The sequence below is a fragment of the Caballeronia sp. RCC_10 genome, assembly GCF_041360715.1.
Classification (GTDB): domain Bacteria; phylum Pseudomonadota; class Gammaproteobacteria; order Burkholderiales; family Burkholderiaceae; genus Caballeronia; species Caballeronia grimmiae.
The window spans coordinates 177,832-193,749 of the sequence record NZ_JBFUPT010000009.1 but is presented as its reverse complement, the minus strand read 5'-3'; the positions used below and the strand labels follow the sequence as shown (position 1 = coordinate 193,749).

The window sequence follows — 15,918 nt, the reverse complement described above, 5'->3', positions numbered from 1 at the left end:
CGTCGTTGATGAGTTGAGAGTCGATGGGTCACAGCATCAGTCTGCTTGCAAGGAAATCGAGGAACGCGCGGGCGCGGGCCGCCAGCGATTCGCTTTGGTAGTACACCGCGCTGATCGGCTGCCGAACGTCTTCGAGTGCGTCGTCGAGAATCGTGCGAAGGCGGCCGGCTTCGACATCGGCGGCGGTCATGAAATCGGCGAGACACGCGATGCCGCCGCCGTCGATCGCGAGTTGCCGGATGGTTTCGCCGCTCGACGCGGACACTGCCGGCTTAATCGTCACGAACGCGGCGCGGCCATCACGCAGCGGCCAGTCATTGAGGCTCTCGGGCGCGGTAAAACCGATGAGCCGGGCGCGCATCAACTCTTCGACATCGCGCGGCTCGCCGTGCTCCGCGAGATAAGCCGGGCTGGCAAGCACGCGCAGCCGGCTGCTGCCGAGCGTGCGCGCGTGCAGCGTGGAATCCTGCAGCGCGCCGATTCTTATCGCGATATCCACGCGCTGCTCCAGCAAATCCACGATACGTTCGTTGCTCGTCAGTTCCAGCGATATCTCCGGATAAAGCGCTGCGAACGCCTTCACGTGCGGCACCACGCAATGAAGCATGAACGGCGACGCCGCGTCCACGCGCAGCCGCCCGGCTGGACGCTCGCACCGTCGCGAGATGGCCTCTTCCGCGTCGTTCATCGCGGCGAGAATGGCGCGAGCGCGGGCGAGAAACAGTTCGCCCTCCTCCGTCAGCTGAAGGCGACGCGTGGTGCGGCGAACTAGCGTCGCATCGAGCTTCTTCTCGAGCCGCGTGAGCGTGCGGCTGACTCCGGAGACCGTCTGCTGCAGGGTTTCGGCGGCGGCCGTCATCGAACCGCTGTCGATCACGGTGACGAAAACGAGCAGTTCGTCGGTATTCGTCTTCATGGTGATGCGCGTGGATTATTGATTTGCAGTCAAGGCTGATTTGAGACTACCACTCTTTTTGCGAAAGTCGAAGCCACCGATACTGTGCCTACCGATTCAATTCTCAGGAGCAAGCACATGAAGATCTTCGTTACGGGCGCGGGCGGTTTCATCGGCGGTTCGATTGCGGCGGGGCTGGTGCGCGACGGCCATCAGGTGCGGGGTCTCATCCGCCGCGCGGAGCAAGGCGCGGCGCTGAAGCAAGCGGGCATCGAGCCGGTCGTCGGCAGCCTCGACGACGCCGCTCTGCTCGCCACCGAAGCCCGCGCGGCCGATGCCGTCATCAACGCGGCGAGCAGCGATCATCGCGGCGCGGTCGAAGCACTGATCGGCGCGCTCGAAGGCTCGAACAAGCCGTTGCTGCATACGAGCGGATCGAGCATCGTCGGTGATGCGTCGGGCGGCGAGGCATCGGATTCCGTCTACACCGAAACCACGCTGCCGGAGCCGACCGCCGACAAGGCGCCGGCGTCGCCATCGACAATCTGGTGCTGGATGCCGCGAAGCGCGGCGTGCGCTCGGCAGTGCTCTGCAACACGCTGATTTACGGCCACGGCGCGATTCCCGATACCGCCAGCGTGCAGTTGCCGCGTCTGGAGCGGCAGGCGAAAAAGAGCGGCGTGGTGCGGCATGTGGGACGCGGACTGAACATCTGGTCGAACGTGCACATCGACGATGTGGTCGACGCCTATTGCCGCGCGCTCGACAAGACGCCGGCGGGCACGTTCTATTTCATCGAAAGCGCGGAAGCGCAGTTCCGCGACATGACCGTCGCCATGGCGAAGACGCTCGGCCTGCGCGGGCCGGAAGACTGGCCGCTGGAACAGGCGATCGAGGAATGGGGCTACGAGATGGCTTCCTATGGACTCGGGTCGAATAGCCGGGTGCGCGGCGAGCGCGCGCGGACGCTGCTGGGCTGGGCGCCGAAGCGTAAGTCGGTGGTCGAGTGGATCGAGAAGGAGATGGTTCGCTGATCGGCGACCAACGAAAAAGCGGCTAAATTGGCTTGACCAATTTAGCCGCGTTTCACAACTGCGCCGCTTACTTCAGCGCGCTCGCGAACTTTTCGATGTCCGCTTCGGCCATGCCCGACTTCTGCGCCGATTCACGAATCTGCTTCCACGTAGTCGGATCGATCGGCACGCCATTCGCACGGCGTTCCGCGCGGCGCGCTTCTTCCGGCTCGCCGGGCGCGTAGATCGCGTCGATGCCCTCGGCGCGCGGCGACGCCTTCATCCATTCGAGGAACGCTTCGGCTTCGGCCTGAGCGGCGGGAGCGTCGAAGGCGTTCGGATCGAGAATCACCGACGTCATGCAGTTCATGATCGCGCTGGTCTTTTCGAGCGTGCTTTCGTGCGTCGTGTAACCGCCCGAGAGCGCCCCGCCGAAGATCTCGCACAGCGCGGCCAGGCCGGAACCCTTGTGCAGACCGAACGCCGTCAGCGAACCGAACGGCTGCTCGTGCATGACCTTCGGTTCGACCGTCGGCCGGCCTTCGTGGTCGAGCAGCATGCCCGGCGCGACCTGGACGCCCTTGTTGTACGCCACGCGCGTCTTGCCGTAGGCGATGCCCGCTGTCGCGAAATCGAGCACGAGCGGGCTCTTGCCGTCGCGCGGATACGCCGCGCAGAACGGGTTCGTGCCGAAGCGCCGATCGATGCCGCCGAACGGCGCGACGAGCGGATCGCCCGCCACGTTCACGAAGTGGAACGACACGAGCCCTGCATTCGCGCACTGCTCGGCCCAGTGTCCGATGCGCCCGATGTGATGCGCGTTGCGCAGGCCGACCGCGCACACGCCGAACTTCTTCGCGCGCTCGATGCCGTGCTCCATCGCCTCGTAGGCGACGACTTGCCCGAAGCCCTTGCGGCCGTCGACGGTCAGCACCGCGCCGGCGTCGCGGACGATTTCCGCGTGCGTGTTCAGTTGCAACTGGCCGTCTCCGAGCGACGACACATAGCGCGGAATCATCCCGACGCCGTGCGAATCGTGGCCCGACAGGTTCGACATCACGAGGTGATCGGCGACCAGTTCCGCTTCGCGCGGCGCGCTGCCGGCGCGTTCCCAAATGGCGCGGACGTAGGCGTGAAGCGTATCGGCGGCAATGCGTTGTTCGGGTTTGCTGGTTTCGTTCATTGCGACTCTCATCTCCTTTGATCGATTACTGGTGCGGCGCTTTCTGGAGAAGCGCGCGTGCCTGTTACTTTACAGACGTTCAACTGGCCTGACCAGTTTGTTTTTCAGAAAGCACTGAAAACGGCGAAAAAACGCCCGCTCGTGGCGGGCGTCGGTCGTCCGAAATGGGGGAACTGCTCAGGGCGCTTCGGCGATCACTTCGGCCACGGCCGCCGTCAGCTTCCTGGCGTAGGGCACGTGCAGGAATTCGTTCGGCCCGTGCGCGTTGGATTTCGGCCCGAGCACGCCGCACACCATGAACTGCGAGCGCGGGAAACCCTCTTTGAGCGTGTTCATCAGTGGAATGGTGCCGCCCTGCCCCATATACGCGACATCGGCGCCGAAATGACGACGCGACGCATCGTTCAGCGACGACGCCAGCCACGGCGCAAGCTCCGGCGCGCTCCAGCCGGTCGCCGCGCCGGCTTCGGGCTTGAACGTGACCTTCGCGTTGTACGGCGGATCGAGTTCGAGCAGCGACTTCAGTTGCGCGACGGCTTCGGTCGCTTCGACGAGCGGCGGCAGGCGCAGCGACAGCTTGAACGCCGTGCGCGGCGCGAGCACGTTGCCGGCGTCCGCGAGCGGCGGCAGGCCGGCCGCGCCCGTCACCGTCAGCGACGGACGCCACGTCGAGTTGAGCAGCGCTTCTTTGGGATCGGTCGTGGTCGGCAGCACGCTGCCACCGTCCTGACCGCAACTCCAGGGCAACTTCTTCCAGACATCGTCGCCGAGGATGTGCGCGGTTGCTTCGGCCTCTTTCATGCGTTGGCCGGGAATCGCGCAATGGAAATTCTTCGGCAGCAGATTGCCGGTCGCGGCATCCTCGAGCCGCTCGAACAGTTGCCGCATGATGCGGAATGTCGACGGCGCGATGCCGCCGTAGCCACCCGAATGCAGCCCTTCTTCGAGCACCTGCACTTCGAGGTCGCCGGCGACGAGGCCGCGCAGCGACGTGGTGAGCCATAGTTGATCGTAATTGCCCGCGCCGGAATCGAGACAGATGACGAGGCCGACGTCGCCGAGCCTGTCGCGCAACGCGTCGATGTACGGCAGCAAGTCGTAACTGCCCGATTCCTCACACGTCTCGATGATGCCGACGCAACGCGGCCGCTCCACGCCTTGCGCATCCAGCGCGGCGAGTGCGGTGATGCTCGCGTAGGTCGCGTAGCCGTCGTCGGCGCCGCCACGGCCGTAGAGCTTGCCGTCTTCGAGCTTGGGCGTCCACGGGCCGAGATCACTGCGCCAGCCTTCGAATTCGGGCTGCTTGTCGAGGTGTCCATAGAGGACGACAGTCTCGGTGCTGCCCGAGCGCGTCGCCGGTGCTTCAAAGAAGATGACCGGCGTGCGGCCGGTGAGCCGCACGATTTCGACCTTCAGGCCCTTCACCGGCTGCTTCTTGGCCCAGTCGGCGGCGTCCGTCACCACGCGTTCGATGAAACCGTGGCGCGCCCAGTCGGCGTCGAACATCGGGCTTTTCGCGGGCACCGCGATGTAGTCGGTCAGCGCGGGAACGATCTCGTCGTCCCACTTCCGATTGACGAATTCCTGCAATGCGGACGGATCGAGCCGTACCGCTTCTTCGTGTTGTGTGCTGTCGCCAGAGTTCATGACGGTGGTTCCATGCGGACAAACCACCATGATAGACGGGAATCTTTACGATCCGCGTGAGGTCCTGTCGTATGAACAATGGGCCGTTTCTAGCGCGGACCCGTGACGACGAACGGCGCGGCGGACGGCTCCGCGTCGATCGCCTCATCCGTGAACGGAAACCGCCGCCACTGTTTCGCCGAAAAAAGGCGCGTGGCGTCGCCGAAATGCGGCGAGGCAGGATCGTCCGATTCGGCGGGCGCGAGCAGCGTGTCCGCTTCCACGCCTTGCCGCCCGTTTCCGGTGAAGGTCACGACTTGCAGATAACTGTCGCCCTCGCCGTTCGCGTCCATCGGATACCCCTTCGCGTCCAGCGGACGCCCCGCACACACGACCGTGAAATAGCCCGCTTCGTCGCAGCCGCCGAACAGCGGGACGCGTGCGCCGTCGCGCGTCGTGTAGAGCAGATCGCCGCGACGCGAATCGAGCGCGAAGCCGTTCAACCGCAGCGACAGCGCGGCTCCGCCCAGCGCCTGCCGGATCTCCTGCACGACGGCGGGATTGCTGGTGTTCAGGCCGCTCGGCGTCGTCAGCGGACGCGATGGATCGAAGCGCGTCGCGAAAAGACGCTCGGGCGGGATGCGCATCAGACGCTGCCAAAGCTCGTCCCAGAGATTCGCGCCGCGCGCGTCGATATCCGCTGTGCCGTTCCAGTTACGCAGCACGTCGCAGGCGTCGTTGAGCGCGCTCGCCGCGTCGCCGGGCGTGCAGACGGCGTCGAGCAGCGGCTGCCGATAAAGCGCCTCCGACATCGATTTCGCCTCCAGCACCGCCGATTCCACCGCCTCGCGCGTGACCCCGCCGCTTTCCCGCTGCAGCCGCGCGGCAAGCAGATGCCCGTAGCGCGTGCGCAGCGACTGCTCGTAGCGGGTCGCCCCCGCAATGCGCGGATAGCCCGACAGCGGCGCGTTCGCGTTGGTGAGCCAGTAACTGTCGTTGAAGTTGCCGACGTAATCGCCGCGCGCCGCGCTCGGCATCTGATCGACGGGCAGCGTTCTCCGTTGCGTCCACGCGCACGCGCTTTTCGAGCCGTCGAGGAACGGCACGCCGGGCATGCGGCTCGCGAGCGCACGGCCGGCGGGCGGCGTGCAGGCATCGGCGAGCGCGTCGGATACGCCGGGCATCACGCCGATGTCCGCGAACCAGGCACGCGGATCGCCACGGCCGATCGCGAAGGTGTTCGCCCACGGAATCGCCGCATAGCGCTTCTGAATGCCGATGAAATCGTCGAGCGAGCGCGCCTGATTCCACGCGAAAAAATTCTCGAAGCTGCGGACGTTGTTCGCGTTGGCGTCGGCGAGTGCGTAGGCGCGCTGCGCGTTCCAGCCGAGCGCGGCATTGAGCGTGGACAGATCGACGACCGGACCGAAGCGCGTCCGATACAGCGTGCGCGCCACCGGTTCGACCGAGCCGTCGGCGCGGCGTACGCGCACGGAGAGCGGGACGGGCGTCATCGGTTCGGTCGCGCCATCGAAGCGGTAGCGCGTGGGATCGGCGGGATCGAGCGTCAGTTCGAAGAGGCCGAAGCGGCGCGCAGTCGACACCGTATGCGTCCACGCGATGTTTTCGTTGAAGCCAAGCACGATCAGCGGCACGCCGAGAAACGACACGCCCGCTGCGTCGAGCCGGCCGGGAATCGTCAGTTGCGCCTGATAAAAGCGGTCCGGGCCGCGCCAGAACCAGTGCGGGTTGCCGAACAGGATGCTGCGCTTGTCGCGCGTGATCGGCGCGCCGAAGGCGAGCGCATTGCTGCCGATGCCGGGCAGTTCGCCTACGGGATAGCGGAGATCGCTTGCGGGGACGTTCGACGCGAGCGCGTTGCCTGCGACGCGAAGCGCAGACGGAGCTGGCTCGGGCGGCTGATCGACATTCGCGTCAAGCGCGCTGCCGACGCCCGGTGCGCCACGCACGGCATCCGGATCGCCCGACACGGCTCCCGCCGTCGGTGGATGCGCCGCCGCGATCGCCTCAACGAATCTTGCCGATCCGCCCGCCAGATTCGCCGCGATCAGCCGCCGGTAGATATCGTCCGGCCCGATCTGGTCGACCCACGGCTCGCCACGGCAGGCCGCATGAGCGCCGGGAAAGTTGCCGGCGTCCAGATCGGCGAGATAACGGTTGTAACCAGCAGCGAAGCCGTCGATAAGACTGCGTAAATCCGGCGATTGCGCGGCGCGATAGCGGTCGACGGCGGCCTGGTCGTCGACGAGGCGGAAGAAGAAGTCAGAGTCCAGATTGCGCGGCTGGCCGAAGATCGACGGATTCGGCGGACGCGCGTCCGCACCGAAATGCTCGGATCGCTCGCCGCGCCAGGTCACGAAACCATCGGCGAGCGAACACAGATTGTCCTGCGCCTGCGCATAGCCGTAACCGTAGCCGAGGCTGCCCCAGTCGGCGGCGCGGATATGCGGGATGCCCGACTGCGTGCGGCGAATCTCCGCGCGATACGGCGCCGTGTCGGCACGCTCCGACGCCTGTTGCGACGCGGCGCAGCCGGCGAGCATCGCGATGGCGAGTGCGCCGAGCATCGCACGACTGACGGTCTGATTCATCGGTCACGGTCCTCCGATCACTCGATTGGGCGGAAGCCCGGGCGGAATGTCGGCCAGTATCGCACCGTGCGGCGCGCGGGCACCGCCAAAAGTTAGCTCCGGCTCATGGCGCGTCGCGGCGTCGCTTGCAGCATCAGCGGCAAAGCATCGGCGGGTTGCACAATGGGAGACTGAGTCAGCGCACGAGAATAAAGAGTTTCGATGACCTCATCCGAGCAAACACCCGGCGACCCGCGCCCGACGCCGCCCGAACGCCCATCGCCGGACGAGTGCTGCCACAGCGGCTGCCATCCGTGCGTCTTCGATCTCTATCAGGACGCGCTCGACCGCTACGAGCAGCAATTGCGTGCGTGGGAAGCGCGGCATGCGCCGGGCTTGCAGGAATAGCGGGCGGTCATTCGAGCGCCCGATAGCGCACGGCGCTATGCTTGTCGTCCTTTCGACAAGAGGACCGCGAAGGTCCGCACAATCAAGGAGCGCAAGACCATGTCCCTCTCGATGTATCGCGCGTCGATTCCGGTTTTTATTCGCGGGCTGGAAGTGTGCTCGTCCCTGCTCGAAAAAGGCGCTGCCTTCGCCGATGAAAAAGGCCTCGCCCACGCCGATGTGATCGGCGCACGCCTCGCGCCCGACATGTTGCCGCTCGCCGCGCAAATCCAGCGCGCCAGCGACACGGCGAAGCTCTCCGCGCAACGCCTGTCGGGCGTCGAAGCGCCGCGCTTCGAGGACGACGAGGACAGCTTTGCGAAGCTGCAGGAGCGCATCGCGAAGACGATTGCGTATCTGAAGAGCATCGACCAGGCCGCGCTCGCCGATAGCGAATCGCGCACGGTGACGCTCAAGTTTCCGGACTTTTCGCCGTCGTTTTCAGGCGTCGATTATTTGCTCGGCTTCGGGCTGCCGAATTTCTATTTTCACGTCGTCACGACGCACGACATCCTGCGCCATCTCGGCGCGCCGATCGGCAAGCGCGACTATCTCGGCGCGCTCAAGTGAGCGTTTGAACGGAGTGCAAGCCGCTCGATAAGGCCATCGAGCGGCGCTGTCGGCACGAAGCAGAGCTTCTATTGACGTCGGGCGGACTCAGGCTCCCGCCCGCGCCGCGATCTGCTTGCGCCAGCCGGTCAGAATGCGCCGAGCGAGCGCGTCGTAATCGCCGCCGAAGTGGTGATCGCCCGGCAGCTTCACGACTTCGATGCCCGTCTTGGTGAGCGTCGGGCACAGCGTGTCGTCTTCCTTCTCGCCGTAGATGCACTGAACCATCGCGGGCGGCAGCTTCGTCAGTTCCGGCTTGACCTTCAGCGCCTTCTCGCTCGCCTTCATGCCGAGCCAGCCCGTCACGCGAATCTGAAAATCCGCCTCGGGCGCGAAGCCCATCAGCGAGACATAGGACACTTGCGCGCGTACCGCATCCGGCAGGCGGTTGTACGCGAACGGCATCACGTCCGCGCCGAACGAGTAGCCGACGAGCGCAACGTGGTTCGTATGCCAGCGCGCGTTGTAGGTGCGAATCACTCGTGCGATGTCCGTTGCCGTGCGCTCCGGCGACTTCTCGCTCCAGAAATAGCGCAGCGAATCGATGCCGATCACCGATACGCCATCGCGTTGCAACGCGAGCGCCATCGTCTTGTCGAGATCGCGCCAGCCGCCGTCGCCGGAAATGACGATGGCGAGCAGATCGGTCGGCTTGGCGGCGCGAAGTTCGATGAGCGGCAGATCCGAGACATCGTTATCGACGGGCGCTTCCGCCTTTTTCAGATGCGGCGCCGTCATCGCGACGATCGCATCGGCCCGGGAGCGGCCCGGCTGCAACGCGGCGCGCTCCAGGAAACCGGGCAAGCCCTTCATGTGGATGATCGTCGGGTCGGGCGGACACGGCTTGAAGCGCGCATCCAGTTCCGCATCCGCCGCCAGCGACACCGCGCCCGCCACCGTGTTGTCAGGAGCCTGCGTCAAAGCCTGCTCGCTCACCATCGCGCCTTGCCCGGCGCCCGCGAAAATCGGCGAGAAATAGCGGCTCGTCTGCACGGTGCGTTCGAGCTGATGGCTCATGTCTTCCGCATCGCCGACGAGGTTGTGGCATGTCTCCTTCTTTTCCGTCGCAAGGCGTGCGGCATAACGCGGCGTATCGACGCCGACGACCATCGCGCCTTTAGCCGCGAGCGCATCGGCGGCCTGAGCATCGGCGGGGCTCCAGCCGGACTTATCGGAGAACAGGACAACGAAGCCCGTCATTTCGCCCGCGGGCCTGGTCAGCGTCACCTGCCCGTAGCGGCCGCCGGAAATGGTGGAGGCGTGGGCCGCGCCGAGGATCGATGCGCCCAAGACGGCGAGCGCCGCCAGTTTCTTGCCAAAGTGAATCATGAACGCCAGCCTCCCGCCAGCAGCGAAAGGTCCGCCAAAGTGAAAAATACGCCGACCGAACCGGACGCCGCCAGATAGCGCGGCTCCCAGTGCGGCTGGAACTTGCTCTTGAAGCCGCGCAAACCGCGGAAGTTGTAGAAACGCCCGCCGAAGCGCCACACCAGTCCGGCGAGCCGGTGCCAGTGCGAGGCAAGCGGCGTCGGCTCCATCCCCGAAAGCGGCGCGATGCCGAGCGACAGCGAGCGGAATCCCGCTTCCTTCAGATGCAGCGCGAGCTTCGTGAAGAGATACTCCATCGCATACGACGACGCATTCGCGACATGGCGCATCACGCCGACGGTCGCTTCGGTGTTGAGGTCCGTCGTCATGAAGGTGACGAACGCGACCGGCGCGCCCGCCTGACGCACGAGCAGCACCGATTGCGCCGCCAGATAGTCTTCATTGAACGCGGCGACCGAGAAGCTCTTCTCACGCGCGGAGCGGCTGTCGAGCCAGTCGTCGGAAATCTCGCGCAGCATCGGCATGCATTCGGCGATACGGTCCGGGCCGATCAGTTCGGTGTCGAAACCATCGCGTTCGCCGCGCTTGAGCGCGTAGCGCAGATGGGCGCGGTGCGAGCCCTTCAGGTCGAAATCCGCCAGCGCGACGTGCGCTTCCTCGCCGAGTTTCATCAGCGTGAGACCGGCGTCCAGATAGAGCGGCAGGGCATCGGCGCGCACCTGATAGAACGCGGCGCGGCCGTTGTGCTTGTGCGCCAGCGCGACGAATTCGCGGATCAGCCCCGCCCACTCGCTGCGCGGGCCGACCGGATCGTGCAGCGCGGCCCACGTGCGGCCATGTTTCGCGTACATCAGGAAGGCTTCGCGCGATTCCGAGAAGAGGAAACTCTTGTCGCCCATCATCGCGAGGCCGGCGTCGCTGCGCTCCTGCGCGCGGAAAATGCGCGCGGCGTTGGCGAGATCCTGCGGCGCGGGCTTCACGAAGCGGCCCGCCGCCGGACGCAGCAGTTGCCACACCGCGAACGCCGAGGCGAACACGCCGGCGGCCAGCGTCGCGCGCAACGCACGCGGGGCGCGCTCGTCGAAGGCGAATTGCCACCAGAGGTCGGTGTCGTAGGGCACGTCGCGGAACGCGAAGAACATGATCCACACGGCCACCGCCATCACCATGCCGACCGAGAACAGCCACGTCAGCGTGAAGCGCTCGGCAAAAAGCGAGGCCCGTCGATTGAACCGCTCGCGCGTCGCGACGAGCAGCACGATCAGGAACGCGAGCACGCCCGCTTCGATGAATGCCAAGCCTTTCGCGAGCGACAGCGCGAAGTTCGCCACCGCGAGAATCAACGCGAGCCACCACGCGGCGTCCAGCCGGCGCATCAGGCCGCGCGCGACGAACAACAGCAGCACGCCGAGCACGCTGCCGAGCAATTGCGAGCTTTCCAGCACCCACAGCGGCACCACGGTCTGGAGCAACGCGATGCGCATCTTGAAGGCGGGCGTCGCGCCGGAGATGACGAGCATCGAGCCGGCCGCGAACGTGACGATCGCCAGAAACAGCGGCGCAAGCTGCGACACGCGATCCGGGCGCAGAAACGCGAAGCGGCCCTTGAGCGCGCGGCCCTCGAACGCGGCCATCACGCCGGCGGACAGAATCAGCGGCAGGCCGAAGTAGATCGCGCGATACGCGAGCAGCGCGGCGAGCACGTCGGGCGTTGCGACCTCGCGGCCCAGCGTGAAAACCATCGCCGCCTCGAATACGCCGACGCCGCCCGGCGTGTGGCCGATCATGCCGAGCAGCATCGCCGCCGAGAACACCGTCATGAACTCGGCGAGACCGACGTGCGCGCCGGGCAGCATCGCCCAGAGCGCGAGGCCCGCGCCGAACACATCGACGATGGCGAGCGCCGTCTGTGCGATGAAATCGCGGCGCGTCGGCACGTTGAACGCGAGCCACTTCCAGCGCGAACGCAACGTGCGCTGCTCGCGTCCGCAGAAGACGAGCATCGCGACGAATACGGCGAGAAGCGCCGCGCCGATCGCGCGCAGTATTGCCGGGGAAAGATGCATCATGCCGGCGAGCGTGCCCGCCGAAGCGACCATGCCGACCGCCGTCATGAACGCCAGCGACAGGGCGAGCGTCACGCCGGTGAAAACCGACAGGCGGCCGACTTGCGCCGCAGTGACGTCCGCCGCGCCGTACACGCGGCAGCGCACCGCACCGCCCGTCAGCGCGCCGAAGCCGGTGACGTTGCCGAGCGCGGAACCGACCGTCGCGCCGACCCACAGCAGCGAGCGCGGCACGGTCACGCCGATGTGACGCAAGCCAATGGCGTCGCGCCCGACGAGCGCGGCGAAACTGAGCGCCGTCGCGAACAGCGCCCCGCCCCACGCTTGCGGCGTGAGCAGACGCAGGGAGCGGACGACGGACTTGTAATCGACCGAATGCGACAGATGCTGGAACACGACGAGCAGCAGCGCGCACACGACGACCGTCAGCGCGGGCGCCGCGAAGCGCTGCAAATCAGGAAAGGCGCCTTGGGAATCTCCGGGCGTGGAGTGGGCGCGAAGCCGGGCGAACAACTTTCTGCGAGACATGCGTTATCTGAACTTGCTGGCGCCGCAGCCTGACGATGAAACCGCCGGCTGCCGCGCGAATCGTTGTAGTGGGGCCGCGTGTGATGCACAGTGGGCGAGGCTTCGGCTGTCGACCGTTGCGCTCGCGCCATGCGAAACGTTGTGAACTGAGAAACGTCTGTATAACGGCTACGGTTGACCCGACTTGACTGCTATCGACGAAACCGTCGCTGCCGGGAGCGATGGCTGCTCATCAAAGAACCGCGTCGCGAACCATCGGCGCAAAGACTAAGCGGATACCGCTCACTGAGGGATCGGATAAATGAGAAAAACTGTCGCAAATGCGTTGATGGCTTGTTTCACGCTTGGTCTCGCCGGATGCGCGACCACGGACGACGCCCTGCTCAAGACTGTGCCGATCGGCTCGGGCACGTCGACCCTGGCGACCTTCGATTTCGTGCGCTGCGTGAAGGACAGATGGACGCCGCTCGGCGGCCCGGTGCGTGAATACGCGCTCGGCACGGATAGCCAGGCCGTGTCGGTGAAAGGCGCGGGCGGCGCGTCGATGGTGCTCGTCGTCGCGCAACCCGCCGCGAGAGGAACCGGCTATACGATTTACGGGGAAATCGCGGCGAGCCGCTACGTGACGGCCGCGCACGCGTGCGACTGAAGCGTCGCGCTTACAAGGACTTGCCGTTGCGCAGGTCCTCGCCCGCCAGATGCGTGCCGACGATGCGCCCGATCAGATAGCCGTCGGAAGCACACGCGTTCGTGCGCTCCTTGCCGTTCCACTGGATTTTGTAGTCGTCGTCGAGGGAGTGGACGGCGGAGGCGTCGAACTTGACGAGCTTGTGCCTGGGCGGCTTGCCGCCGCTGTTGCGCATTTCTTCGCCGACGAGCCGGTTCCAGGTCAGCGCGTAGCCGTAGCGGACGCCATCGGCGAAAGCCGCGTTGTCGCAGACCTGAGCGGGCGGCGTCACCTTGACCGTCATGCGATACCCGCTCGCCCCGCCGACGACGATGCGCTGTTCCGCCGGCCCCGGCGCGGGCGCGGCGGCTTTCGATGCCGCTGCGGCGGCGCTCGCCGCGCGTGCCGCCGATGCGGCGGAAGCGGCGGCGGCCGCGTCGGCGCTGGCTTGCTGCTCGGGGAGCGGCGCACACGCGCCGAGTGCGAACGCCGTTAAAATTGCCGCTACACACGCGAAGGCTTTGCCGGCGCCTTTCATTCTGTTGACCATCGACCTGCTATTCACCTGCACTCATCCCGTCTTAGAAATATTCCTAGCGTTACCTTACCATCCCGGCGTGTAATGCTCGGATTTTTGAGAATCGGGGAGACGCCGTCTGAAAACTACGAAGCCGACGACGTGTTGCCCATTGGCATTTCAATTCCGCGCCGCGCCATTTCGACGATCAGAAACGTTCGCCGCGTCACGTGAAACCGCGCGAGCAGGTCGCTTGAATACTCTTTGGCCGTGTTTTCGCTGATGTTCATCTTGCGTGCGATGGCCTTGTTCGACAGCCCTTGCAGCAGATAACGCAACGTTTCGGTGAGACGCGGCGGCAGGTCGAGCGATTCGACCGTCACGCCGGAATGGGTGGAAACGGGTTTTGGACTATGACCGCCCTTGCCGAGCACGGTGTTGGGCAAGTAGACGCGTCCGTTCAGAATGGTCTTGAGCGCCTCGCGGAATACGCTTGCGCCCTGCTCGCTGCCCTTCGAGATGAAGCCGCACGCGCCCTGGCGGATGCATTCGAGCACGGTATCGCGGTCGTCCTGCGCGGACAGCATGATGGTCTGAACCTCGCGCTCTTCCTCGCGTATCCAGTTGAGCAGATCGATGCCGGTGGCCTCGCCCCGCAGGTTGTAGTCGAGGAACATCAGGTCGTACGAGTTCGTCGCGAGCTTGGCTTTCGCCTGCTCGAAGCCGTCCGCCTCGTCGATATCGAGTAGAGGCTCGTTCGCCAGGATCAGGCTTTTCATCGCGCTCCTGGTGAGCCCTTCGTCCTCTACCAGCAATACTGTTTTGAAATAACCGTTTTCCATTGCGAGTCCCCGAGAACGCTTCCGATGTTACGCGCGGCTCGAACGGCTTCCCATCCCTCCTTTCGCAGGGATACATCCGCGGGTCTCCTAAAATCTTTGCGACTCCCCGCCCGTGCCGGGTTGGGCGCGCGGCGCGCAACGCCGACACTGGGTGCATGACGAAGAGGAGGATGCCATGTCGCCCCGATCAGCCGATGACGAAAGCGAATTCGCGTTGTGGCGCATTAAGCGCGCACCCGCCGGCGCTTCGGCGCGCCGCGTGCTGATCGCGCACAGGGACAAGTCGATTTGCGATTCGCTCGCGCTGCAGCTGCGCGAAAAAGGCCTGCAGGTCATTCATTCGCAGGACCTCGGCTCGGTCCGCTCGCTCGTGCACGGCTGGCGCCCGCAGGCGCTCGCGCTCGATACGAGCCTCGACAGCGAATCGGGCTATGTCTTCATCCGCACGCTGCGCATGGACGCCGATGTCACCGGGCGTCTGCTCGTCGCGATGAGCAACGTATGGCCCGCCGATTCCGTCGAATCGCTGAAAGACGCCGGCTTCGACGCGCATTGCCGCCGGCCGTGTTCGACATGGCGCATCGTCGATATGGTCGATGCGTTCTTTTCCACCCCCGCTTCCCGGTGAACGCGATGCACTCGACCAACACAAGGCGCTGCGTCGAAGCCCGCGTCAGGCGGCGTCGGCGGCGCGGTTCGCGTGCGGGCCTGCGCCAGTTGCCATCACGAGCGACGCCGATACTTCACTACCTGGCGGCACCGCGACGACACCCGTCCCCGCCATGCCCTGCGCATGGAGGTTGAAACCGTCGCTCACGTGCGAGACCGGCTCGATGCACAGATACCCCGCGCCCGCCGGACAATGCACGACGACGTGCTCGAACGGGCCATCGGCGACGAGCGCGAGCGTGCGGCCATCGGCGTAACGCAGCGTCGCGCGGCCGTTCCAGCCGCTGAGATAACGCGTGTAACCGTCGTCCTCTCTCGCGTGACGATGCGTCGGCGCTTCGTCCGACACACCGACCGCGATTTCCGCTTCGTGACGCCAGAGCGTCGTGGCGTCGAGTTCGGCTTCCTGCGCCGCGAAATACGGATGAAAACCGAAGCCCGCGGGCATCGGCTGCGAGGAGCGATTGATGACGCGCATCGACAGGCGCGCGCCATCGGCGGCGGCTTCGATTGTCTGCATCGCTTCGAAGGCCCAGGGCCAGCCATGCTCGCCCTCGCGATGCACATAGCGCATCGCGATGCAATCCGCATCATGACGCTCGACGCTCCACGCGGCGTATTGGCCGAAGCCGTGCAGCGCGTGCGCCATGCCGGGAAACGTGGCCAGTTCGATACGCGCGCCATCGGGCGCGGGAAACTGCGCGTCGCGCACGCGATTCGAAAACGGCACCAGCGGATAGCTGCCGCCTTTCGGCCACGCATCGCACGGCCATGCCGACGCGGTGATCGGCACCAGCCAGTCGTGCGTGCCGTGCGCGTCATCGGTCGTGAAACGCGTGATGCGCCCGCCCGCCGCTGGCGCGACATACACGCTATGCGCGCCATTGGCGATCCGCAGAAGCGGCTCGGCCTTCAGGTCGATGACCGCGCGCATCA

Annotated in this window: 13 protein-coding genes and 1 pseudogene; 5 read left to right on the top strand and 9 right to left on the bottom strand. The window is 65.7% G+C overall.

Annotation, left to right across the window (positions count from 1 at the left end; genetic code table 11):
• Positions 1-28 precede the first annotated feature (28 nt).
• Positions 29-916 carry a LysR substrate-binding domain-containing protein gene (locus AB6804_RS17950; RefSeq protein WP_370887576.1) on the bottom strand — a complete coding sequence of 296 codons (888 nt, stop codon included), beginning with the start codon at positions 914-916 and terminating at the stop codon, positions 29-31.
• A 117-nt stretch (positions 917-1,033) separates the two neighbouring features.
• On the opposite strand from AB6804_RS17950, the pseudogene AB6804_RS17945 reads away from it, so the two are divergent.
• Positions 1,034-1,929 (top strand): annotated as a pseudogene (locus AB6804_RS17945) (NAD-dependent epimerase/dehydratase family protein).
• 67 nt (positions 1,930-1,996) lie between these two features.
• On the opposite strand, the gene AB6804_RS17940 reads toward AB6804_RS17945, so the two are convergent.
• From AB6804_RS17940 to AB6804_RS17930, 3 genes are all read right to left on the bottom strand, one after another.
• The gene (locus tag AB6804_RS17940; RefSeq protein ID WP_035963808.1) at positions 1,997-3,091 is read right to left on the bottom strand and encodes a malate/lactate/ureidoglycolate dehydrogenase; all 1,095 of its coding nucleotides are present in this window, start codon (positions 3,089-3,091) and stop codon (positions 1,997-1,999) included.
• A gap of 177 nt (positions 3,092-3,268) precedes the next feature.
• Positions 3,269-4,738 carry a M20 family metallopeptidase gene (locus AB6804_RS17935; protein WP_370887575.1) on the bottom strand — a complete coding sequence of 490 codons (1,470 nt, stop codon included), beginning with the start codon at positions 4,736-4,738 and terminating at the stop codon, positions 3,269-3,271.
• An 89-nt stretch (positions 4,739-4,827) separates the two neighbouring features.
• A complete protein-coding gene (locus tag AB6804_RS17930) occupies positions 4,828-7,329 on the bottom strand; it encodes a penicillin acylase family protein (RefSeq protein ID WP_370887574.1) in 2,502 nt (833 codons plus the stop codon).
• 201 nt (positions 7,330-7,530) lie between these two features.
• On the opposite strand from AB6804_RS17930, the gene AB6804_RS17925 reads away from it, so the two are divergent.
• A complete protein-coding gene (locus AB6804_RS17925; protein ID WP_370887573.1) occupies positions 7,531-7,716 on the top strand; it encodes an oxidoreductase-like domain-containing protein in 186 nt (61 codons plus the stop codon).
• 99 nt (positions 7,717-7,815) lie between these two features.
• Complete coding sequence (locus AB6804_RS17920; protein ID WP_370887572.1) at positions 7,816-8,325, top strand: DUF1993 family protein; 510 nt, start codon at positions 7,816-7,818, stop codon at positions 8,323-8,325.
• 87 nt (positions 8,326-8,412) lie between these two features.
• Here AB6804_RS17920 and AB6804_RS17915 read toward each other — a convergent pair whose 3' ends face one another.
• Both AB6804_RS17915 and mprF read right to left on the bottom strand, forming a co-directional pair.
• Positions 8,413-9,693 (bottom strand): virulence factor family protein, encoded by a 1,281-nt coding sequence (locus AB6804_RS17915; protein WP_370887571.1) that lies wholly within the window; start codon positions 9,691-9,693, stop codon positions 8,413-8,415.
• Positions 9,690-12,287 carry a bifunctional lysylphosphatidylglycerol flippase/synthetase MprF gene (gene mprF, locus AB6804_RS17910; RefSeq protein WP_370887570.1) on the bottom strand — a complete coding sequence of 866 codons (2,598 nt, stop codon included), beginning with the start codon at positions 12,285-12,287 and terminating at the stop codon, positions 9,690-9,692. Before mprF ends, AB6804_RS17915 begins: the two co-directional genes overlap by 4 nt.
• 301 nt (positions 12,288-12,588) lie before the next feature.
• Here mprF and AB6804_RS17905 point away from each other — a divergent pair, with 301 nt between their 5' ends.
• A complete protein-coding gene (locus AB6804_RS17905; protein WP_370887569.1) occupies positions 12,589-12,936 on the top strand; it encodes a hypothetical protein in 348 nt (115 codons plus the stop codon).
• A 10-nt stretch (positions 12,937-12,946) separates the two neighbouring features.
• On the opposite strand, the gene AB6804_RS17900 is transcribed toward AB6804_RS17905, so the two are convergent.
• Together AB6804_RS17900 and AB6804_RS17895 are read right to left on the bottom strand one after the other, a co-directional pair.
• The gene (locus tag AB6804_RS17900) at positions 12,947-13,492 is read right to left on the bottom strand and encodes a hypothetical protein (RefSeq protein WP_370887568.1); all 546 of its coding nucleotides are present in this window, start codon (positions 13,490-13,492) and stop codon (positions 12,947-12,949) included.
• Between the two features lie 125 nt (positions 13,493-13,617).
• Positions 13,618-14,313, bottom strand: coding sequence for a response regulator transcription factor (locus tag AB6804_RS17895; RefSeq protein ID WP_309775444.1), 696 nt, complete (start codon positions 14,311-14,313; stop codon positions 13,618-13,620).
• Positions 14,314-14,488: 175 nt separating this feature from the next.
• On the opposite strand from AB6804_RS17895, the gene AB6804_RS17890 reads away from it, so the two are divergent.
• Positions 14,489-14,941 (top strand): histidine kinase, encoded by a 453-nt coding sequence (locus tag AB6804_RS17890; RefSeq protein WP_370887567.1) that lies wholly within the window; start codon positions 14,489-14,491, stop codon positions 14,939-14,941.
• A gap of 45 nt (positions 14,942-14,986) precedes the next feature.
• Here AB6804_RS17890 and AB6804_RS17885 read toward each other — a convergent pair whose 3' ends face one another.
• Positions 14,987-15,916 carry an aldose epimerase gene (locus AB6804_RS17885; protein ID WP_370887566.1) on the bottom strand — a complete coding sequence of 310 codons (930 nt, stop codon included), beginning with the start codon at positions 15,914-15,916 and terminating at the stop codon, positions 14,987-14,989.
• Positions 15,917-15,918: the final 2 nt, after the last annotated feature.